Raw genomic sequence first — 16,836 nt, 5'->3', positions numbered from 1 at the left:
TGTCCGGTATGGTGCCAGTGTGTCAAGACCCCCAGAGAACCCCTCCGACTTCAGTTCTGAGCCCAGCAGGGCAGGCTCCGCAGACGGTCCGGATGCTTCCCCGCACGCCATTTCCCGGGGAGTTCCGGCATCCCGGCCGGGAGAAGTCAGCGCGCTGAGCCTGATTGTCGCCGCTGAAGCGGCGGCCCTCCTTGTGGCCGCGGGCTGGTACGCCGTGCAACTGACCACCGGGGCGCCGGTGCTCTCATTTTGGGGTGCTGTGTTTACGTTGGCGCTCCTTCTTACCTTTTCAGCCTGGCTTTTTGCCGTTGCCTATTTCCTTTTCCGTGGATTCCGCTGGCCGCGGGCGGGGGCGCTGGTGGCCCAGTTGTTTGTGCTGACGATCGGATTTCCGACTCTCACCGGCGGTTATATTGTGGCGGGGCTGTCCATGCTGGTGCCGGCCGCTGTCGCGGTGGTGCTGCTGTTCCGCAAGAGCGTGATCAGCTTCGCCTCGCGTTCCGGTGGGGCGCCCCCCGCCCTGTGACGCCGGGGCTGGATCCCGCCGCCAGGTGTACGGGGGTGGCCCGACGCTCGGAAATGAGGATCGCCCTCCCGGGCGGCGGATTGGGTTCCACTTCGAAACGAACACCGAAGAAATCGCCGTCCATGATGTTCCGGGGCGCGATCAGGATTCCGTTGCCGTGCCCGCGGGCGTGGGCAGCCAGCGGTACCCGCTGAACGATCGTCGGGCTGAACCCGGCGGTGAGCAGTACTGTCCACCCCAGGCTGTGCAGGTCCATCAGATGCCGGGTGGCCTCCGGAGTCAGCATGTCCGCATCATCCACCAGAAGGACCGCGTCCCTGCTCAATACGCCGGCATCAGCGCTCACCCTGAGGCCTGCCCAATAGTTGTCGGCGGCATCGTCAGCACCAGGGAAGAGCCACTCCGGGACGTGCGGGTTTAGCTGGGGGATGGCTGCAAGGAGTGAGCTCTTGCCGGAGGCCGGACCGCCCAGAACGGGCAGGACACATCCGGCCTGAAGCCGGACAGTTGCCGGAAGGAGCTCGTCACCGCCAATGCCGATGACAATTGAGCGGTGTTTGGTTCCGCTTCCCGTGGCGGCACCTGCGGACAACGGTGACGCTGCCAGGCGCGCTTGGACATCGGACGCGCTCAGGTGCGTGGGCAGGGCCTCAATCCTGAAGGGCCGGGCGGCAAGTTCCTTTACTGTCGCTGTCTTCGCCGCCGTCCCTGCGGCCGCATAAAACTGGGCCACCGACCCGGGGCTCCCCGTGAGCGGACCGAACACCACCGCCCGTCCGCGGATCCGGGGAACGTCAGGGATCCGTGGCCACGCCAGGCGGCTCTCCTCGGTGGAGCCATTGGGGAAGAAAGCCCGGTTGGGGACGGCGGCGAAGTAGCGGGCGGTCACAACGTCCCGGTCCCCGGAAATGAGGACCGTGACACCTGCCCTGGTGCCGTCCCGGACGAGGTCCTGGACCAGGTCTTCAGCCCAGGCCAGGGGGCCGGCCCGGAACGCGGAGACCCACGAACCCCAGCCGGTCAGGACCAGGACGAGCGGTGTGGCTTGTTCTTCTGCCGGCCGGCTGAGCCGCAGGGACATTTCGAGGACAATACGTTCCACGATGCGAACAGCCCGGCGCAGTTCATGCAGTCCAGCCACCGCGCCCACGCGGGGCTCTGCCCGTGACGCGCTAAACGAATTGCCGGCGTCGAGTATATAAAGGTGCGATTCCTCGACGTGTTCGATCAACTGCTGCAGGGCAAGGGCCACTGCGTCGTCCGCCCCGCTGCCCGGTCCGCCGACCAGGGCAAGATGGCCATGGCCTGATGGCTGCCACGTCAGCCGGGAGATGCGCTGCCGCTGCGGCTCGTCCGCCAAGCCGAGCTGGACGGACCAGAGGCAGGGTGACGGGTCGTCTTCCGTACTCACGCCCAAAGGTTCGGATCCGGGGAGCTCCGCTGTCCGGTCATCGGCAGGCGTGGCAGTTTCGGGGCGGGAGACCGCCCGGGGCAGCGGGCCGGCCACAGGGCGGTGGGGCGGAGTTCCTCCCATGCCGTTCCAAAGCTTCACGAGGGATTCAATCAGGGGGGCTGCGGCCTGCGCCGGCGAAGGCTGCAGGTCGGGGTTCGGTTGCCCGCCAGGTCCTTCCGGGGCTTTCCCCAGTACCTCGGCGGCGAGGCACACCCTGACGCCGGACGCGGTCGGGTCAGCTGCACCACCGGCCAGCGACGCCGTCTGGAACTCGACCGGATCCTCGGTGCCGCGGGCGAGATAGCCGCGCCCGGGAGTGGCCACGCCGATTCCGGCGGCGACCCTGGAGTTGATGATGTCGAACGATTCCATCTCAGACTGGACGCGCAGCGCAATGCTGGTGGTGACGTTCGCCCGGATGTCCGCCGTGAGGGCGCCCTGGGGCCGCTGCGTGGCCATGATGAGGTGTATGCCCAGCGATCGTCCGATGGCTGCCATCCGCATGAGTTCCGTCAGCGCTTCGGGGGCGTCTTCGACGAGCATGCGAAACTCGTCGATGATCAGAACCAGGTGGGGGAGCGGACCGGCGGCGGCACCTGCCGCCCGATAGCCCGCCAGGTCCGGAGCCTGGACGGCGGAAAGCAATTCCTCCCGGCGCCGGATTTCGGCGCGCAGGGAAATCAGCGAACGGTCCAGTTCATCCCGGGTGAGGTCCGTGAGCATACCCACACAATGAGGCAGGCCCGTCAACGGTCCCAGTCCCGAACCGCCCTTGAAATCAAAAAAGAGAAGGTTGACCACATCCGGCGGGAAGCTCAGAGCCAGCCCGGCCGCCAGGCTCCGGAGAAGTTCGGATTTTCCGGAGCCGGTGGTTCCCGCCACCAGCAGATGCGGACCGTCCGACTCAAGGTCGAGCATGCGGGGTCCTTGTGCTGACATTCCGATGGGAACGGCCAGTCCGGGCGCCCCGCGCCCGCCAAGCCAACGGACCGACGTGTCCGACGTCGACGCCGGCAGGACATCGGCCAGTGAACAATGCAGCGGCACCACTGCTGGGGTATCCGGGCCGCACTCAAGGGCCGGTGCCATATCCCGGCAGTACCGGTCGAACACCCGCTCCGGAACAAGGTCAGGCAGGAAGTCATGTGTGGAGTCCCCGGCACAGAGCCGGGCCGTGTTCCCGCCAAGTTCGATGACTGTGCCCGCCTCCGCGGAGCCATCCCGGGTGCAGTCAAGAACGTGCCAGCCGCGGTTGATGGCGGTGGCAGACATGCCGGAAATCCCGGGCGCGCCATCGACGTCATCGATCAGTATCAGCACGCCCCGTTCCCGGCTCCGGTCGATGCCGCGCTCCAGCAGGTCCGATGTCTTCCGGGCATTCGACGAAAGTGACACCGGGGTGAGATACCGGGACGTCAACGGCAGGGACTCCGGCCGGCCCTGCAGCAGGATCCGCGTATGTGCCGCGTTCCGGTAGCTTGTGAGCTGCATAAGCATGAACCTGATCAGGCCGGCGACGTCCTGCCGGGGCCCGCGGACAAATGTCCGATCTGGAAGGTGCAGGATGAAGGGCATGCGGCCGGCGGCCGGTGCGTCGAAATCCGGGTCGGCGGGATCCAGCCTGACGTTGGACTGCTGATCCGCGAGTCCGAGGCGCAACCCAAGACCGTCCGGTGCCAGTGTCCCTCCGGTCCCGACCGGAGATTCCGATTGCCCCCTGAGGACTAGCGCAGCGGCGGACGGTGCGGACCGGCGTCGTCGTTCCTTGTCTTCTTCAACGGCGGCAGCCACCGACGCCTTGAGGCGGCATCGCTGGCGGCGGCCCGCCAGCATGGGAACGAGCACGGAAACGGCAGAAACCGCCGTGAAGGCCAGGAACATCCACATTCCGGTGACCACAGCGAGGCCCACGCCGATGAGCAGCGGCAGTGCCGCGGTGAGGAAGAGAATGCCCCGGTTACCGCCGTCGGCCCTGTGCGGGACTCTCAAAGGCTCAGTGACGCTGGAGCCGGCAGCGTCCCATTCGGCGAGCAGTCCTGCCGTTGGGGTTCCAAAGGTGATGGATAGTGTTGAACTGCCACAGCTGATCAGTGAATTTGCCGAAACCGCGGAGTGGCCCACTCTCTTCCCGTCCACGATGGTTCCGTTGGCGCTGCCAAGGTCCGCGATGGTGATGGTGGTGTCCGTCACATCCAGCCGGGCATGCTCACGGGAGACGGCGGCATCCGGAAGGGCGATTTCAGTGCCGCTCCGGCCGATCCGGTAGGTGCCGCGCCGCAGGGGCAGTACAGTCCCGGCCGCGGGTCCGCTGTGTACGGCGATCAGCAGGCCGGCATCCGTGGCGTTGCCCGTGTCCGCACGGCGGCCTCCCGCACCGTCCACTATGACCGCCCCGGTAACAAACGGAGGAACTCCGACAGCCAGGCCGGCTAAAGGCAGTCCCCGTACGGTCAGTTCCCCTGCACCGTACTGCTCCGCAATAGCTTGCTGCACGAGGTGGCCTGCAGCGCCATGCCCGGCCTCAATAGTGAGTTCGAGCGGTAGGCCAGGGCTGCCGGCATCGGGTCCGCGGACCAGCGTGCAGTGGAGCGTCATCGGGGGCTTTCCGTTGGGAAGGAGACGGTTTCTGCCCAAGCTACCGGCGGGCGCTGCCCCCGGTCATCGCCCTCATCCGACTATGTGGACAAGCCCGGCCCGTGCCGTCGATTCACGGGTGGCCGTACAGCCTCGGGTAGGCTAGAGCAGCAGCCAATGCACAACATTGGGCTGCCCGCATTCGAATCAGGAGATTTTGTGACCGCTGACCTCGTCATCGTAGGGTCGGGCTTTTTCGGCCTGACAATCGCAGAACAGGCCGCCACTGAGCTGGGCTTGAAGGTCGTTGTCCTCGACCGCCGCCACCATATCGGCGGCAATGCCTACAGCGAAAAGGAAGAGCAGACCGGCATCGAGGTGCACCGATACGGCGCCCACCTGTTCCACACGTCCAACGAGCGCGTGTGGGAGTATGTCAACCGATTCACGACGTTCACCAACTATGTGCACAAGGTCTACGGCGTCCACAAGGGCGAGGTGTACTCCCTGCCGATTAACCTCGCCACGATCAACCAGTTCTTCCGTGCCAACCTGACTCCAGGGCAGGCCCAGGCCCTCATCCAGGAGCAGGCCGGCGAGCTCGCGGGCACTGATCCCCAGAACCTGAACGACAAGGGCATCCAGCTCATCGGCCGCCCGCTGTACGAGGCGTTCATCAAGCACTACACCGGCAAGCAGTGGCAGACGGATCCCAAGGACCTGCCTGCAGGGATCATTTCCCGGCTGCCGGTGCGCTACAACTACGACAACCGCTACTTCAACGACAAGTACGAGGGGCTGCCGACCAACGGCTACACTGCGTGGATCGAGAAGATGGCGGAGAACCCGAACATCGAGGTCCGGCTCAACACCGACTTCTTCGATGAGTCGCACGAATACAGCAAGGACAAGGTTGTCGGCAACATCCCGGTGATCTACACGGGGCCGGTGGACCGGTACTTCGATTTCTCGGAAGGCGATCTGTCCTGGCGGACCATTGACTTCGAAGAGGAAATCCTCGACGTCGGCGATTTCCAGGGAACGTCGGTCGTGAACTACAACGACGACGATGTCCCCTTCACGCGCATCATCGAACCGCGCCATTTCCACCCGGAGCGGGATTACCAGAGTGAGCAGACCATCATCATGCGGGAGTTCTCGCGGGCGGCGGAGAAGGGCGATGAGCCTTACTACCCGATCAACACCACGGCTGACCGCGAACGCCTGCTCAAGTACCGCGACCTCGCGGCTGCCGAGAAGGATGTGCTGTTCGGCGGCCGGCTTGGAACGTACAAGTACCTCGATATGCACATGGCCATCGGCTCAGCCCTAACCATGTTTGACAACCAAATCCGTCCGCACTTCGAGAGTGGAACAACCCTTGAAAGCGGAGGGGTAGACGCATGAGCGCTGAGCTACTGGCTGCTCCCGACAAGGGCGGCGGCCTCCTCGACGTGTTCCGGCGCCGTGAACTGCTCCGGCTTATCGTGCGGAAGGAACTCAAGGTCCGCTACCGCGGCTCGGTGCTGGGCCTGCTCTGGAGCTACGTCAAGCCGGGCGTGCAGTTCATCGTTTTCTATTTCGCCCTCGGAGTGTTCCTGGGCCTGAACAAGCAGCCCAACTTCGTCATCTACATGTTCTCGGGCATCATCCTGGTGAACTTTTTTTCGGAAGCCTTCAGCAACGCCACGCGGTCCATTGTTGCGAATGGGGCCTTGGTCAAGAAAATCTTCCTCCCCCGTGAGCTCTTTCCGGTGGCGTCCGTCTGGGTGGCCATGGTCCACTTCCTGCCGCAGTTCCTGATCCTCCTCACGGCCTGCTTTTTCTTTGGCTGGACTCCGAGTATCGTGCAGATCCTTGGTGCCATTGGTGCGTTTGTCATTGTGGCCATGCTGTCCCTTGGACTTGGCCTGCTGTTTGCCGCCGCAAACGTGATGTTCCGGGACTCCGAAAATATCGTTGACCTGATGCTCATGATGGCCACCTGGCTTTCGCCTGTTCTGTACGCCTGGTACCTGGTCCGGGACGCCCTGGGAGAGACGTTCTACTTCTTCTACCAACTCAACCCGATGACTATTGCCGTCGAACTGTTCCACTTTGCATTCTGGGCACCGACGGGCGCCGTGCGGAATGCCGCCGAAGGCGCCAGAATGCCGGAGAACCTCATTTCGCTGTGGTTGCCGGTCGGGTTGTTGATTTCCTTGGGGCTCCTCGCAATTGGCCAGACCGTATTCCGACGCCTTGAGGGCAGATTTGCGCAGGAGTTGTGATGGCTGCAGAAGCAATCATTGTTGAAAAGGTATCGAAACGCTTTAACCTTCGGCACACACGGTCCCTCAAGGAGACGGTTGTGTGGCTGTTCAAGGGCCGACGCGGGGATCTTTCCTCGACGTTTATGGCGCTGGATGGTGTGGACGTTTCTGTTGGCGTCGGGGAGTCGGTTGCGCTGCTCGGCTTCAATGGGTCGGGAAAATCGACCCTGCTCAAACTCATTTCCGGTGTTATGAGTACGGACAGCGGAAGCATCAGAACCCGCGGCAAGGTCGCCGGCCTCATTGAGGTGGGCGCCGGTTTCCACCCCGACCTGACAGGCCGCGAGAACGTGTTCCTTAACGGCGTGCTTCTTGGCATGACCGAGAAGGAAACAGAAGCGCGTTTTGACGAAATCGTCGAGTTCTCCGAAATCGGAAAGTTCATCGACACCGAGGTCAAGTTCTACTCATCCGGTATGTTCCTGCGCCTGGCCTTTTCGGTCGCCGTGCACACGAACCCGGATGTCTTCCTGATCGACGAAATCCTCTCGGTGGGCGACGAGCCCTTCCAGAAGAAGTGCCTGGCACGCATCCAGGAGCTCCGGGAGTCGGGCTGCACGCTCGTCGTGGTCAGCCACGACCTCGACATGGTGAGCAAGGTCTGTGACAGGGGCGTCGTGCTGCGGCAGGGCAAGAAGGTTGCAGACGGGCCAATCGGGGAAGCAGTCCGCCTTCTCCGGGAAAGCTGATACGAAGCTGACATGAACACGAATGCAGTAGGGAGTGCAGATGAGTAGGGCCCGTAAGCTCTTCGAAGTTTTGGACGACGGCGGTTCAGGCCTGGCAGGCGGCGAGGCCCGGCTCTCCGATCGGGAAATTGGCCTGCTTGTTGGCGGGTTGAACTATCACTCACTGATCCAGCCCGGCCGGGAATTCAAGGTCATAGTCCTCCGAGCACCCGACGGAGAGTTTCCCCGGCTGACCGGCTACGCCTGCCACCGACACGAGTGGGAACCGAACCGTACCGTCATTTGCACGGTTGGCGTCAAAAGCACGGTTCCGACGACGGCGTCTGCCGATTCGCCGGTCGTTCCCCTCGTCATCGACTTGGGCGGGGAACGCGCCGAAGGGGGAGCAACCTTCTACGACCGCCCGGGCCGAAAAGCCAAAGTGCTGCGTCTTGCCCGGTTTGGAGCGCCGATCGCCTTCGACGCCCTGCGCCAGGGACTGACGGACTACCACGAAAAACGCCTCACACCGAACCGCCGGCCGCATCGGATGGCTCCGATCGAATCCACTGCGCCGCTGCGCAGCCCGTCCGAAGACGGCGAGCCGGCAATCATCTTCGGGCTGCATTGGCTGGAAATGGGAGGGGCGGAACGATGGGCCATTGAAACCATCGCGCTGGCCCGCGAGGCCGGCTTCCTGCCCATCGTGTTGACTGACCGTGAGTCGGCCCACCCGTGGATTGTGCGCCCCGAACTGGACGGCGCGCTGGTCCTGCCGGTAAACCTTCCCATTTCAGACGAGGAAGAATCAGAACTGCTGTTGGCACTGCTGACGAAGTTCTCGGTTCGCGGTATCCACGTCCACCACAACGGGTGGCTTTATCACCGTCTCCCATGGTTCAAGGCCATGGATCCCGGGATCCGGACGGTCGATTCGCTGCACGTCATCGAATGGCGGACCGGCGGCTTCGTCGAATTGGCCGTCAAGCTGTCCAATGCCATTGACATGCACCACGTCATTTCGCCGCAGCTGAGGGACTACATGGTCCTGCAGCGGGACGTCCCGAAGGAACGGGTTTCCCTCGCGCCGCTGTACGGACTCAGTGAGGTGTCGGCGGCCCCGAAGGCCGAAAAGGACCCGGGGCGGCCCTTTACGGTGTCCTTCGTCGGCCGGCTCAGCCAGCAGAAACGCCCTTATCTCTTCCTCCGTTATGCCGCCCAGCTCCGGCGCTCCACCGAACAGGACGTGCGCTTCATCCTGCACGGATCGGGCGCCCTGGCTGAAGAGACGTCGCGGCTTGTCGCGAAGTACGGTCTTTCGGACTGTCTTGAGCTGCGTCAGCCGCCGCGTTCCGTGGACGACACCCTGGCCGACTCAGACCTGCTGGTGATTTCCTCGGACAATGAGGGGCTGACACTCACGACCTTTGAAGCGACAGCCCAGGACGTGGCCGTACTGTCGACCGACGTCGGCTCACAGGCTTCCCTTGTGTCCGACAAAGTCCTGGTACCGAGGCAGCCCCTCGCGTTTATCAGGGAAGCTGTCCAGCGCACCAAGGCAATCATGGCCTCGGAGGAGTTGCGTGAACAGATCGTGGAAGAACAAAGGCAGAAAATCGCCGCTCTGAAGGAACTCCCGGAAGCACGGGAATGGACCACAGGACTTTACGAAGGATGGAAAGCATGACCGACCAGGTCGCAGCCGTAGTCGTCACCTACAACCGTGTTGACAAGCTCGGAAGGGTTCTCGACTCGATCCTCGCCCAGAGCCGGCCGGTTGACCGGCTGATTGTCATCGACAACGCCAGCACGGACTCCACACCACAGCTGCTGGCTGTCTACGACGACGATCCGCGGGTGGAGATCGTCCGCCTGGATTCCAACACAGGCGGTGCCGGCGGCTTTTCTGCAGGCATGGAGCGTGCCTACGAGCGTGGCGCCGACTGGGTATGGATCATGGACGATGACTGCTACACCGAGGAAAGCGCTTTGGAGAAGCTCCTCGCCGGGCACGCGGAAGCTGAACAGGAACTCGGCCGCAACGTACCGTACAGCTGCTCGCTGGTCCGCTACACCGACGGTTCCATCTGCGAGATGAACAACGCCGGTGCCACGTGGGACTGGGGGCGACTGATCGCCCAAGGTCAGCGTGCAGTGTTGATCACCAACTGCTCGTTCGTTTCGGTGCTGATTCCCCGCCGGTCCATCGCCAAATACGGGCTGCCCCTGGTGGAGTACTTCATCTGGTTCGACGACATGGAATACACGCTTCGGATCAGCGCTGACGGACCCGGAGTCCAGATTCTGGACAGCCTGGTGACTCATGACATGCCGACGAACCGGGGTGTGAACTTCGGCGACCTGAACCCCGGGAATGCCTGGAAGTTCTTCTATGGAGCGCGCAACGAGTCGTCGTACCGCTGGCACCACGATGACAAGCTGGCCTGGCTGCAGTTTGTGGTGACAACGTACGCCTGGATGGTCAAGGGCGGCGTCGGGCGCCGGCTGCAGCTTCGGGTTGCAAAGCAGATCCTTGCCGGCCTCAAATTCGATCCGAAGCCGAAAATGGCCCGAAGCGTCCGCTGAACCATTCGACCGCATAACCGCATAACAAGAGGGGGACCCTGAAGGGCCCCCCTTTTTGTTATGTCCGGGCCTTAGCGGACCGGGTACAAAGCCAGCGCTTCGGTTCTCTTGTTGCCCGCCAACCGGGTGGCAGTTGCTTCAAACTCGGGCGAACCGGTCGGTTCCGGGAGTTCGGCGTCGCTGCTTGCGGCGGCGTACGTCCAGCCGGTACCAAGGTCCAGCAGCGAGCGATGCTTGATGTCGTAGTAGTCGTCAAGAATGCCGATGGCCACGCCCTGGGCGCCCGCGGCCGCCGCAACCATGTGCGGATGGAACCTGGACGTGTACCACTGCTGGCCCCGGCGGACTGGCAATCCTTCACCCCAGACCTGTGTGAACGGGACGAAGTTCTCCTCCGGGATGAGCCCTTCGAGGGCGTCGAACATTCGACGGTCCGACCCCGGGATCGCCTCCACGTAGCCGACCGAGAGGCCTTTTGCGAGGGCGTTTTCGACAACAACCCGCAGTTTGTCCCTGAGCCGCGAGAACGTGGGCTCATCGGTCATGTCGCTTTGGATGCACAACATCACATCCTTTGCGCGGGACTGGACCCGTGGCGATTCAGTACTCCGGCGCAGCTCGTGGAGAAGGCCCAGGAAGACATCGTCCAGTCCCGTTTCGAGGCCGAGGAAGGCCGCGCTGGCGTCGTCGCGAACGCTGACCGCCGAGAAGTCCGAGAACGTCTTCGCCAACAGTTCCGCATTTTCAGGCGGGGGCATGAGGCCGAGTCCGGAACCTACCAGCCTGCAGCCGTTCAGGTCCCGTGCTGCGGCCATTCCCGCTACCAGCCCTACATGGTCCGGCCAGACACCATTGACATAGCCGCCGCCCAGAAGGTGGATCGAGTCCGCCTGGCCCAACGTCATGAGCCCGATGTCGTACATGGGCGTGCCGCCGCGGGTGACGACGTTGACCACGTGATCCCACACGGCCTGGGCAGACTGATCCGGAGCCTCGAAGCAGGAGCGCCACAGCGTATTCGTTGTGTGGAAACCAGGGTGGATTCCGGCAAAGAGCGCGCTTGCGGTACCGGGCTGGGGGCAGTCAAGCCAAACGGAAGCGTCGGGCCGGACGCGGGCCAGGAACCGCAGCCATGCAGCTACGATCAGCTCATCGCCATAGTTCGGGTTTCCACCGGAGGCAACGAGATAGATGTTCTCAGTCATCGGCCAAGGTTAACACTTTCCTTTGGCGTCAACCCAATTAGGGCAGTGCGAAAACCGGCGACCCGCCGGCCTCGAACTTGGGCGTGTAGCTGACGATGGCATAAGCTACCTTGGGCCCGGCTATACGCGACCCACTACTGTGAAGTCTGAGGAGTTGGGTGGGTTTGTCGACAAGTCGAACTGTGCCATTGGGGCAAGGGGCGGAGTTCCACCAGCGAGAACGCCGCCCGCGGCCCGCGTCCGGACCGAAAAGCGGCTTCCGTGCCGACATTCAGGCTTTGCGTGCGATTGCCGTTGGGATGGTGGTTCTGGGCCATGTGTGGCCCAACAAGTTAACCGGCGGCTACGTGGGCGTCGACGTGTTCTTCGTCATTTCAGGCTTCCTCATCACGTCCCACCTGTCGAAAGAGATCTTTGCGACGGGAAAACTACACGTGGCCGCCTTCTATTCCAGGCGTATCCGCCGGCTGTTGCCCGCGGCCTTTGTGGTCCTCGTTGTGTCCCTCATCGCGGCAGTGATGATCCTTCCGTTTTCCAGATGGACCGACACCGCCCAGCAGGTTCTGGCAAGCGCACTCTATGCCGAGAACTGGGTTTTGGCGGCCAATGCCGTTGACTATTCGGCATCCACCGAATCCGCCACAGTTGCACAGCACTACTGGTCCCTGTCCGTGGAAGAACAGTTTTACCTGGTCTGGCCCCTGCTGATGGTGGGTCTGGCGGCGGCGGCGGTCCGTTTGAGGGCCCGGCCCCGGGTTATCGTCGCGGCGGGCATCGCCCTGGCTGCCGCCGGTTCGTTCGCTTTGTCCGCTTACCTTGCCGACGCAGGCCGCCATGAGGCATATTTCTACACCCAGGTGCGGCTGTGGGAATTCGGTGTGGGTGCCGGGCTGGCCCTGATGGTCAACAGGCTCAAATTCCCGCCCGTCGCAGCAAACGTTCTCGCGCTCCTGGGATTTGGCGGTCTGATCGCCAGTGCCGTCCTGTATAACGCGGGCACGCCCTTCCCGGGCACGGCCGCGCTCCTGCCGGTCGTAGCCACCGCAATGGTCATTGCGGGCGGAACCCCGGGCCATTTCATGTGGCACAGCCGGGTGACCTCGCTGCCGCCGGTGCAGTTCCTGGGGAACATCTCCTACTCGCTCTACCTCTGGCACTGGCCCCTGATCGTTGTGGGCCCGTTCCTCATTGACGCGGAACTCCACACACCAGAGAAGCTCATTCTGTTGGCGATAGCGGTTCCCCTGGCGTGGGCCACCAAAGTCTGGGTTGAGGACAAGGGACTGCAGTTCCGGCCGAAGTCCAGACCCGCCGTGAAGACCGTGGTGGCCATGGTGCTGGGAATGGCTGTGATAGCAGCCGGCTGCGCCGGTGTGTCCCTGGGACAGCAGGCCCGGGTGGCAGAAGCAGAACAGATCATGCTCAACCAAAAGACGTCCATCTGCTATGGCCCCCGGGCGATGGACCACCCTGCCAAATGCGGGGACCGGTTCGGGCCGGCCTTCGTGCCGACGATGAGCGAAGCAAACGCCTACCACAAGACGGCTTCCGAATGCACGGACAACCTGGACATCCTCATGGCAGGTGACAAGAGAACCACAAGGTTTTGCGACTTCAGCGGCGGTGCCCCGGACGCCACGACCGTCTGGCTGGTCGGGGACTCCCACGCCCAGCAATGGCAGGCCCCTGTGTTCGACATGGCCAAAAAGAACAAGTGGTTGCTGAAGATCAGTTTCCTGGGCGGCTGCCCTCCGGCCGCGGTGACGTATGCAGGCTTCTATGCGTCGGTGGCCGACCAGGGCAGCGTCACCAACTGCAGGTCGTGGGGGCAGGCCGTCTCCGAGGCCGTGGCTGCTGACAAGCCCGCCTACGTCTTCACGTCTGCCTTTGCCCGCCGGGAACGTGTCGACGACGGTTCGGGACGGTCCCAGAACGATCAGTACGCCGAAGGCTTCGGCAAATACTGGAAGGCATGGACGTCCGCCGGCAGCACAGTGGTCGTCCTGGCAGATCCGCCCTACAACGTCGATGTCCGGCCTGCAGACTGTCCTCTCCTCAACGTAGAGGACCCCGAGCGTTGTGCTGTGGACCGGTCGGCGGCAGCTCCCCTGGATCCCATGGTCTACGCGGCGCACGCCAACAAGGACCCGCGACTGAAACTCGTTGACCTCACCGACTACTTTTGCGACAGCGGCCGGTGTTACAGCGTCGTGGGGGGCGTGGTGGTCTATTTCGACGTCAACCACCTGAATGTGGAGTTCAGCCGGCTCCTGGGCCCGATGATCGAAGCCCGGCTCTAGGTAGCGGCAACGCTTCAAGCTCCGGGTGACTTCGGCCGCAGGTGAACTTCGGCGCAGGCGGCCTTAGCCGCAGGCGACCTCAACTGCAGGCGACCTCAGCCGCAGGCGACAACCTTCAGCAGCCTGGCGTGGCCTTGGCTGTCCACAACCTTCACCGACGGTGAATCCTTGACATCCACAACACCTCCAAAGCCCTTGGCGGCCGCTGCGTTGGCCAGGTACTTGGAACCGAAGTCCAGGATGTAGTCGACGTTCCGCGCCTTGGCGATCGAGCACACGTCGGAGCCGGGGAGTGCCTCGCCGATGTCCTGGTTGATGGCCGTGAGTGCGGGGTCGTCAGTGGAGAACATGTGGTACGTACTGACTTTGCGGCCCGTCAGGGCGTACGCCAACGAGCCTCCGTTCCAAGGGTTCACCGCGATGGTCGCGTCTTCGGGAACTGTCTCCGGCAGGCGGTTGATCACAGCCAGCTCGTCTGAGTCGACGATCGGCGACGAGGCGTCCATAACATACGCCCGTGACGCCTCCTCGGTAATGCCCCGCATGGTTCCCGTCTGCGTAGTAGCCGTGGCGGCCAAAATGAAGAGTGCCGCCAGGGCGGCGGGGGCCCCAGCGGGGTACTTGCGGCTTAGCGCCCCGTTCATTTTGGTGGCGCCCTTCGCTATCGGAGCCTTGAGGGCATCCCAGAGGAACACGCTGCCGATCGCGGCGAGGACCACGGTGAAGATTGGCAGAAGGGCCGCGAGCCGGTAGCTGTCCTGATACCAGCCGCCCGTCAGCAACATCCTCCAGAAGCCCTTGGGCGCTGACGCGGTGGTGATGTAAAGGATTACCGGCACGAGCCAACACAGGACGATCCAGAGGTCCCGGGAGTGCCGTAGCACCCGCTGAAGGCCAATGAGGGCCAGGATGGAGACGGCCCATGCGACGGGACGCCCGATGGGTGCATTCAAAATGACTTCGCCCACCGCGCCGGTCAGGCTCGTGAACGGCGCCCACCCGTCGTATTCCACGAGCGGACGCAGAACCCGCCAAACCAAGGCAAACACCAGCAGCCCAGCAAAGGCGGCCCCGATGATGATCAGTGGCTGCAGGGGACGGAACGTACGGCCACGGAGGCCCAGCAGTTCGCGGCCGGCGACCCACAGGCCAAGGGGGAGTGAGAAGGCGACCAGGGACAGGAGCCCGTTCGTCTGTGACAGGGCCAGCGCGGGGACGGCCACTGCAAGCGCCATCCATAACATTGTCCGGTCTTCACGCTTGTCGAAACCAAGCCTGCACAGTCCAATGACGAGTGCCACGGCCGCGGGCAGCAGGGCGTAGGACAGGATGTTGGGGTACAGCGGTCCGAAGTCCATGATCGAGATCGGGAATGCCGTGAACCCTGCGGCGAAGACGCCCGTGAGAGCCAGGGCCACGGGCCGTGGCCCGACGATCTGGTGCACCAGGAAGATCAGCGCCGCCGGCCAGAACACCGCACCAATGATGATGTTGAAGACATTCTCCGCAACAACCACGTCCGAGGCGGAAAGCTGAGCGATCAGGGCTGCTGTGGAGTGCCACGCGGAGGGATAGATGGCGCCGCCGCCTTCGCCGCCCGCCATGCCTCCGAGGGTCAGTGAGGATGCGTTGCCGGTCTCGAGAATGTAGCGGATGGCGTTGAGGTGGAACACATTGTCAAAGCGCTGCGCGAAGTTCTCCGGGCTGCCAATGACTTCCGCGAGCCGCCGTGCCGTCAGGAATGCACCAACGGCCATGCCGGTGGCGGCTCCCGCCCAGGCGCGGAAAGGTGTCGGCTCCTGAACCGCAATCGTGGCTTTAAGCACAAAGCGGCGCAGGGCCCATGCGGCGGCGGAGGCACCCGCCGTGGTCAGCAGCAGCGGCACGACGTTCCATCGCAGGCCCACAGCGCCGGCAGCGATTCCGGCCACGCCGATGATGCCGACAGTGAGCAGGGGTGCAAGGCACAGGAGCGGCAGCCGCCGGGCCCCCATGAAGTAGGCGAGCACTCCGCCGGGGCCGAAAGTGATGAGAAGAGCGACGGCAAATGCGGGCAGGGCGTTCCACCAGGACATGTAGGGCTATACCTGTTCTTAGTTGTTTGCGCTGCGGAGAAGTTCCAGCAGGTAAGCCCCGTAGCCGCTCTTCACCAGGGGTTCGGCGCGTACGCGGAGTTCCTCGTCGCTCAGGAAGCCGAGCCGCCACGCGATTTCTTCGGGTGCGCCGATTTTCAGGCCTTGGCGGTGCTCTACGGTACGAATGAAGTTGGACGCATCGTTGAGCGAGTCGAACGTCCCGGTGTCCAGCCATGCCGTGCCGCGGGGAAGGATTTCAACCTTCAGTTGGCCGCGTTCCAGATAAGTGCGGTTGACGTCGGTGATCTCGAGTTCGCCGCGGGGGGAAGGCTTGAGGTCCTTGGCGATGGCAATGACTTCGTTGTCATAGAAGTACAGTCCGGGAACGGCGTAGTGGCTGCGCGGCTTCTCCGGCTTCTCTTCCAGGGAAATCGCTTGTCCGCTGCCGTCGAACTCCACCACACCGTAGGCTGTCGGGTCTGAGACCCAGTACCCGAACACAGCACCGCCTTCGATGTCCTTGAAGCGGCGAAGCTGGGTGCCCATGCCCTGGCCGTAGAAGATGTTGTCGCCCAGTACCAGGGCCACCGGCTCATTGCCGATGTGCTCTTCGCCGAGAACGAATGCCTGCGCCAGTCCGTCAGGACTCGGCTGCTGCTTGTACGTAATATTGACGCCAAATTGCCAACCATCGCCGAGCAGGCGCTGGAATTGTTCGGCGTCGTGGGGCGTGGTGATAATCAGGATGTCCCGGATGCCGGCCAGGATGAGGGTGGAGAGCGGGTAGTAGATCATGGGCTTGTCGTAGACAGGCACCAGTTGCTTGCTTGAGCCAAGAGTGATCGGGTGCAGCCGGGAGCCTGTGCCGCCAGCCAAGATGATTCCACGCATGCGCTCTATCATTGCGTGCATTGTCACGGCCAGCAAACCAGTAAGACCTGTTGTAGAGGGCCCGTCGCTGAAAGTCCCGGCTGCAGGCGCGCGCTAAGCTGGCTGAATGCAGAAACTCCTTGTCACCGGCGGCGCCGGCTTCATCGGTTCCAATTTTGTCCACTACGTTCTGGAGAACACCGAGGACCACGTCACGGTCCTGGACAAGCTGACGTACGCAGGCAACCTGGAATCCCTGAGGGGCCT

General features: G+C 63.3%; 12 protein-coding genes. 8 read left to right on the top strand and 4 right to left on the bottom strand.

Features of this window, described 5'->3' with window-relative positions; genetic code table 11:
* Nucleotides 1-109: 109 nt before the first annotated feature.
* Nucleotides 110-526, top strand: coding sequence for a hypothetical protein (locus AB0N24_RS25320; protein WP_364130739.1), 417 nt, complete (start codon nt 110-112; stop codon nt 524-526).
* On the opposite strand, the gene AB0N24_RS25315 is transcribed toward AB0N24_RS25320, so the two are convergent.
* Nucleotides 483-4,574: an FtsK/SpoIIIE domain-containing protein gene (locus tag AB0N24_RS25315; RefSeq protein ID WP_364130703.1), complete on the bottom strand. Its 4,092-nt coding sequence runs from the start codon at nt 4,572-4,574 to the stop codon at nt 483-485. The two genes, AB0N24_RS25320 and AB0N24_RS25315, sit on opposite strands and share 44 nt — an antisense overlap.
* A gap of 198 nt (nt 4,575-4,772) precedes the next feature.
* On the opposite strand from AB0N24_RS25315, the gene glf reads away from it, so the two are divergent.
* From glf to AB0N24_RS25290, 5 genes are read left to right on the top strand one after another with little or no spacing between them, the layout of a single operon-like run.
* Entirely contained in the window at nt 4,773-5,960 is a 1,188-nt protein-coding gene (glf, locus tag AB0N24_RS25310) for a UDP-galactopyranose mutase (protein WP_364130700.1), read from the top strand.
* Nucleotides 5,957-6,823, top strand: a complete 867-nt coding sequence (locus AB0N24_RS25305; protein WP_364130697.1) for an ABC transporter permease — start codon at nt 5,957-5,959, stop codon at nt 6,821-6,823. The genes glf and AB0N24_RS25305 overlap by 4 nt, the downstream gene beginning before the upstream one ends.
* Nucleotides 6,823-7,554: an ABC transporter ATP-binding protein gene (locus AB0N24_RS25300; protein ID WP_104172266.1), complete on the top strand. Its 732-nt coding sequence runs from the start codon at nt 6,823-6,825 to the stop codon at nt 7,552-7,554. The genes AB0N24_RS25305 and AB0N24_RS25300 overlap by 1 nt, the downstream gene beginning before the upstream one ends.
* Nucleotides 7,555-7,594: 40 nt before the next feature.
* Entirely contained in the window at nt 7,595-9,220 is a 1,626-nt protein-coding gene (locus AB0N24_RS25295; protein ID WP_364130693.1) for a glycosyltransferase, read from the top strand.
* The gene (locus AB0N24_RS25290; protein WP_364130690.1) at nt 9,217-10,119 is read left to right on the top strand and encodes a glycosyltransferase family 2 protein; all 903 of its coding nucleotides are present in this window, start codon (nt 9,217-9,219) and stop codon (nt 10,117-10,119) included. The genes AB0N24_RS25295 and AB0N24_RS25290 overlap by 4 nt, the downstream gene beginning before the upstream one ends.
* 71 nt (nt 10,120-10,190) lie before the next feature.
* On the opposite strand, the gene AB0N24_RS25285 is transcribed toward AB0N24_RS25290, so the two are convergent.
* The gene (locus AB0N24_RS25285) at nt 10,191-11,324 is read right to left on the bottom strand and encodes a polysaccharide pyruvyl transferase family protein (protein ID WP_364130687.1); all 1,134 of its coding nucleotides are present in this window, start codon (nt 11,322-11,324) and stop codon (nt 10,191-10,193) included.
* Between the two features lie 158 nt (nt 11,325-11,482).
* On the opposite strand from AB0N24_RS25285, the gene AB0N24_RS25280 reads away from it, so the two are divergent.
* Nucleotides 11,483-13,624, top strand: coding sequence for an acyltransferase family protein (locus AB0N24_RS25280; protein WP_364130684.1), 2,142 nt, complete (start codon nt 11,483-11,485; stop codon nt 13,622-13,624).
* A 95-nt stretch (nt 13,625-13,719) separates the two neighbouring features.
* On the opposite strand, the gene AB0N24_RS25275 is transcribed toward AB0N24_RS25280, so the two are convergent.
* On the bottom strand, nt 13,720-15,699 hold the full coding sequence (locus AB0N24_RS25275) for a DUF6541 family protein (protein WP_364130681.1): 1,980 nt from the start codon (nt 15,697-15,699) through the stop codon (nt 13,720-13,722).
* 18 nt (nt 15,700-15,717) lie between these two features.
* Entirely contained in the window at nt 15,718-16,590 is an 873-nt protein-coding gene (rfbA, locus tag AB0N24_RS25270; protein WP_104172272.1) for a glucose-1-phosphate thymidylyltransferase RfbA, read from the bottom strand.
* Between the two features lie 106 nt (nt 16,591-16,696).
* Between rfbA and AB0N24_RS25265 the strand changes: the two genes are divergently transcribed.
* Nucleotides 16,697-16,836, top strand: a 140-nt coding sequence (locus AB0N24_RS25265) for an NAD-dependent epimerase/dehydratase family protein (RefSeq protein ID WP_364130736.1), incomplete at its 3' end; no start/stop codon positions are given.

Source organism: Arthrobacter sp. NPDC093128 (genome assembly GCF_040683875.1).
Lineage (GTDB): Bacteria > Actinomycetota > Actinomycetes > Actinomycetales > Micrococcaceae > Arthrobacter.
Note: the sequence above shows the minus strand (reverse complement) of the source record. Positions and strands in the feature narration are given on the sequence as shown.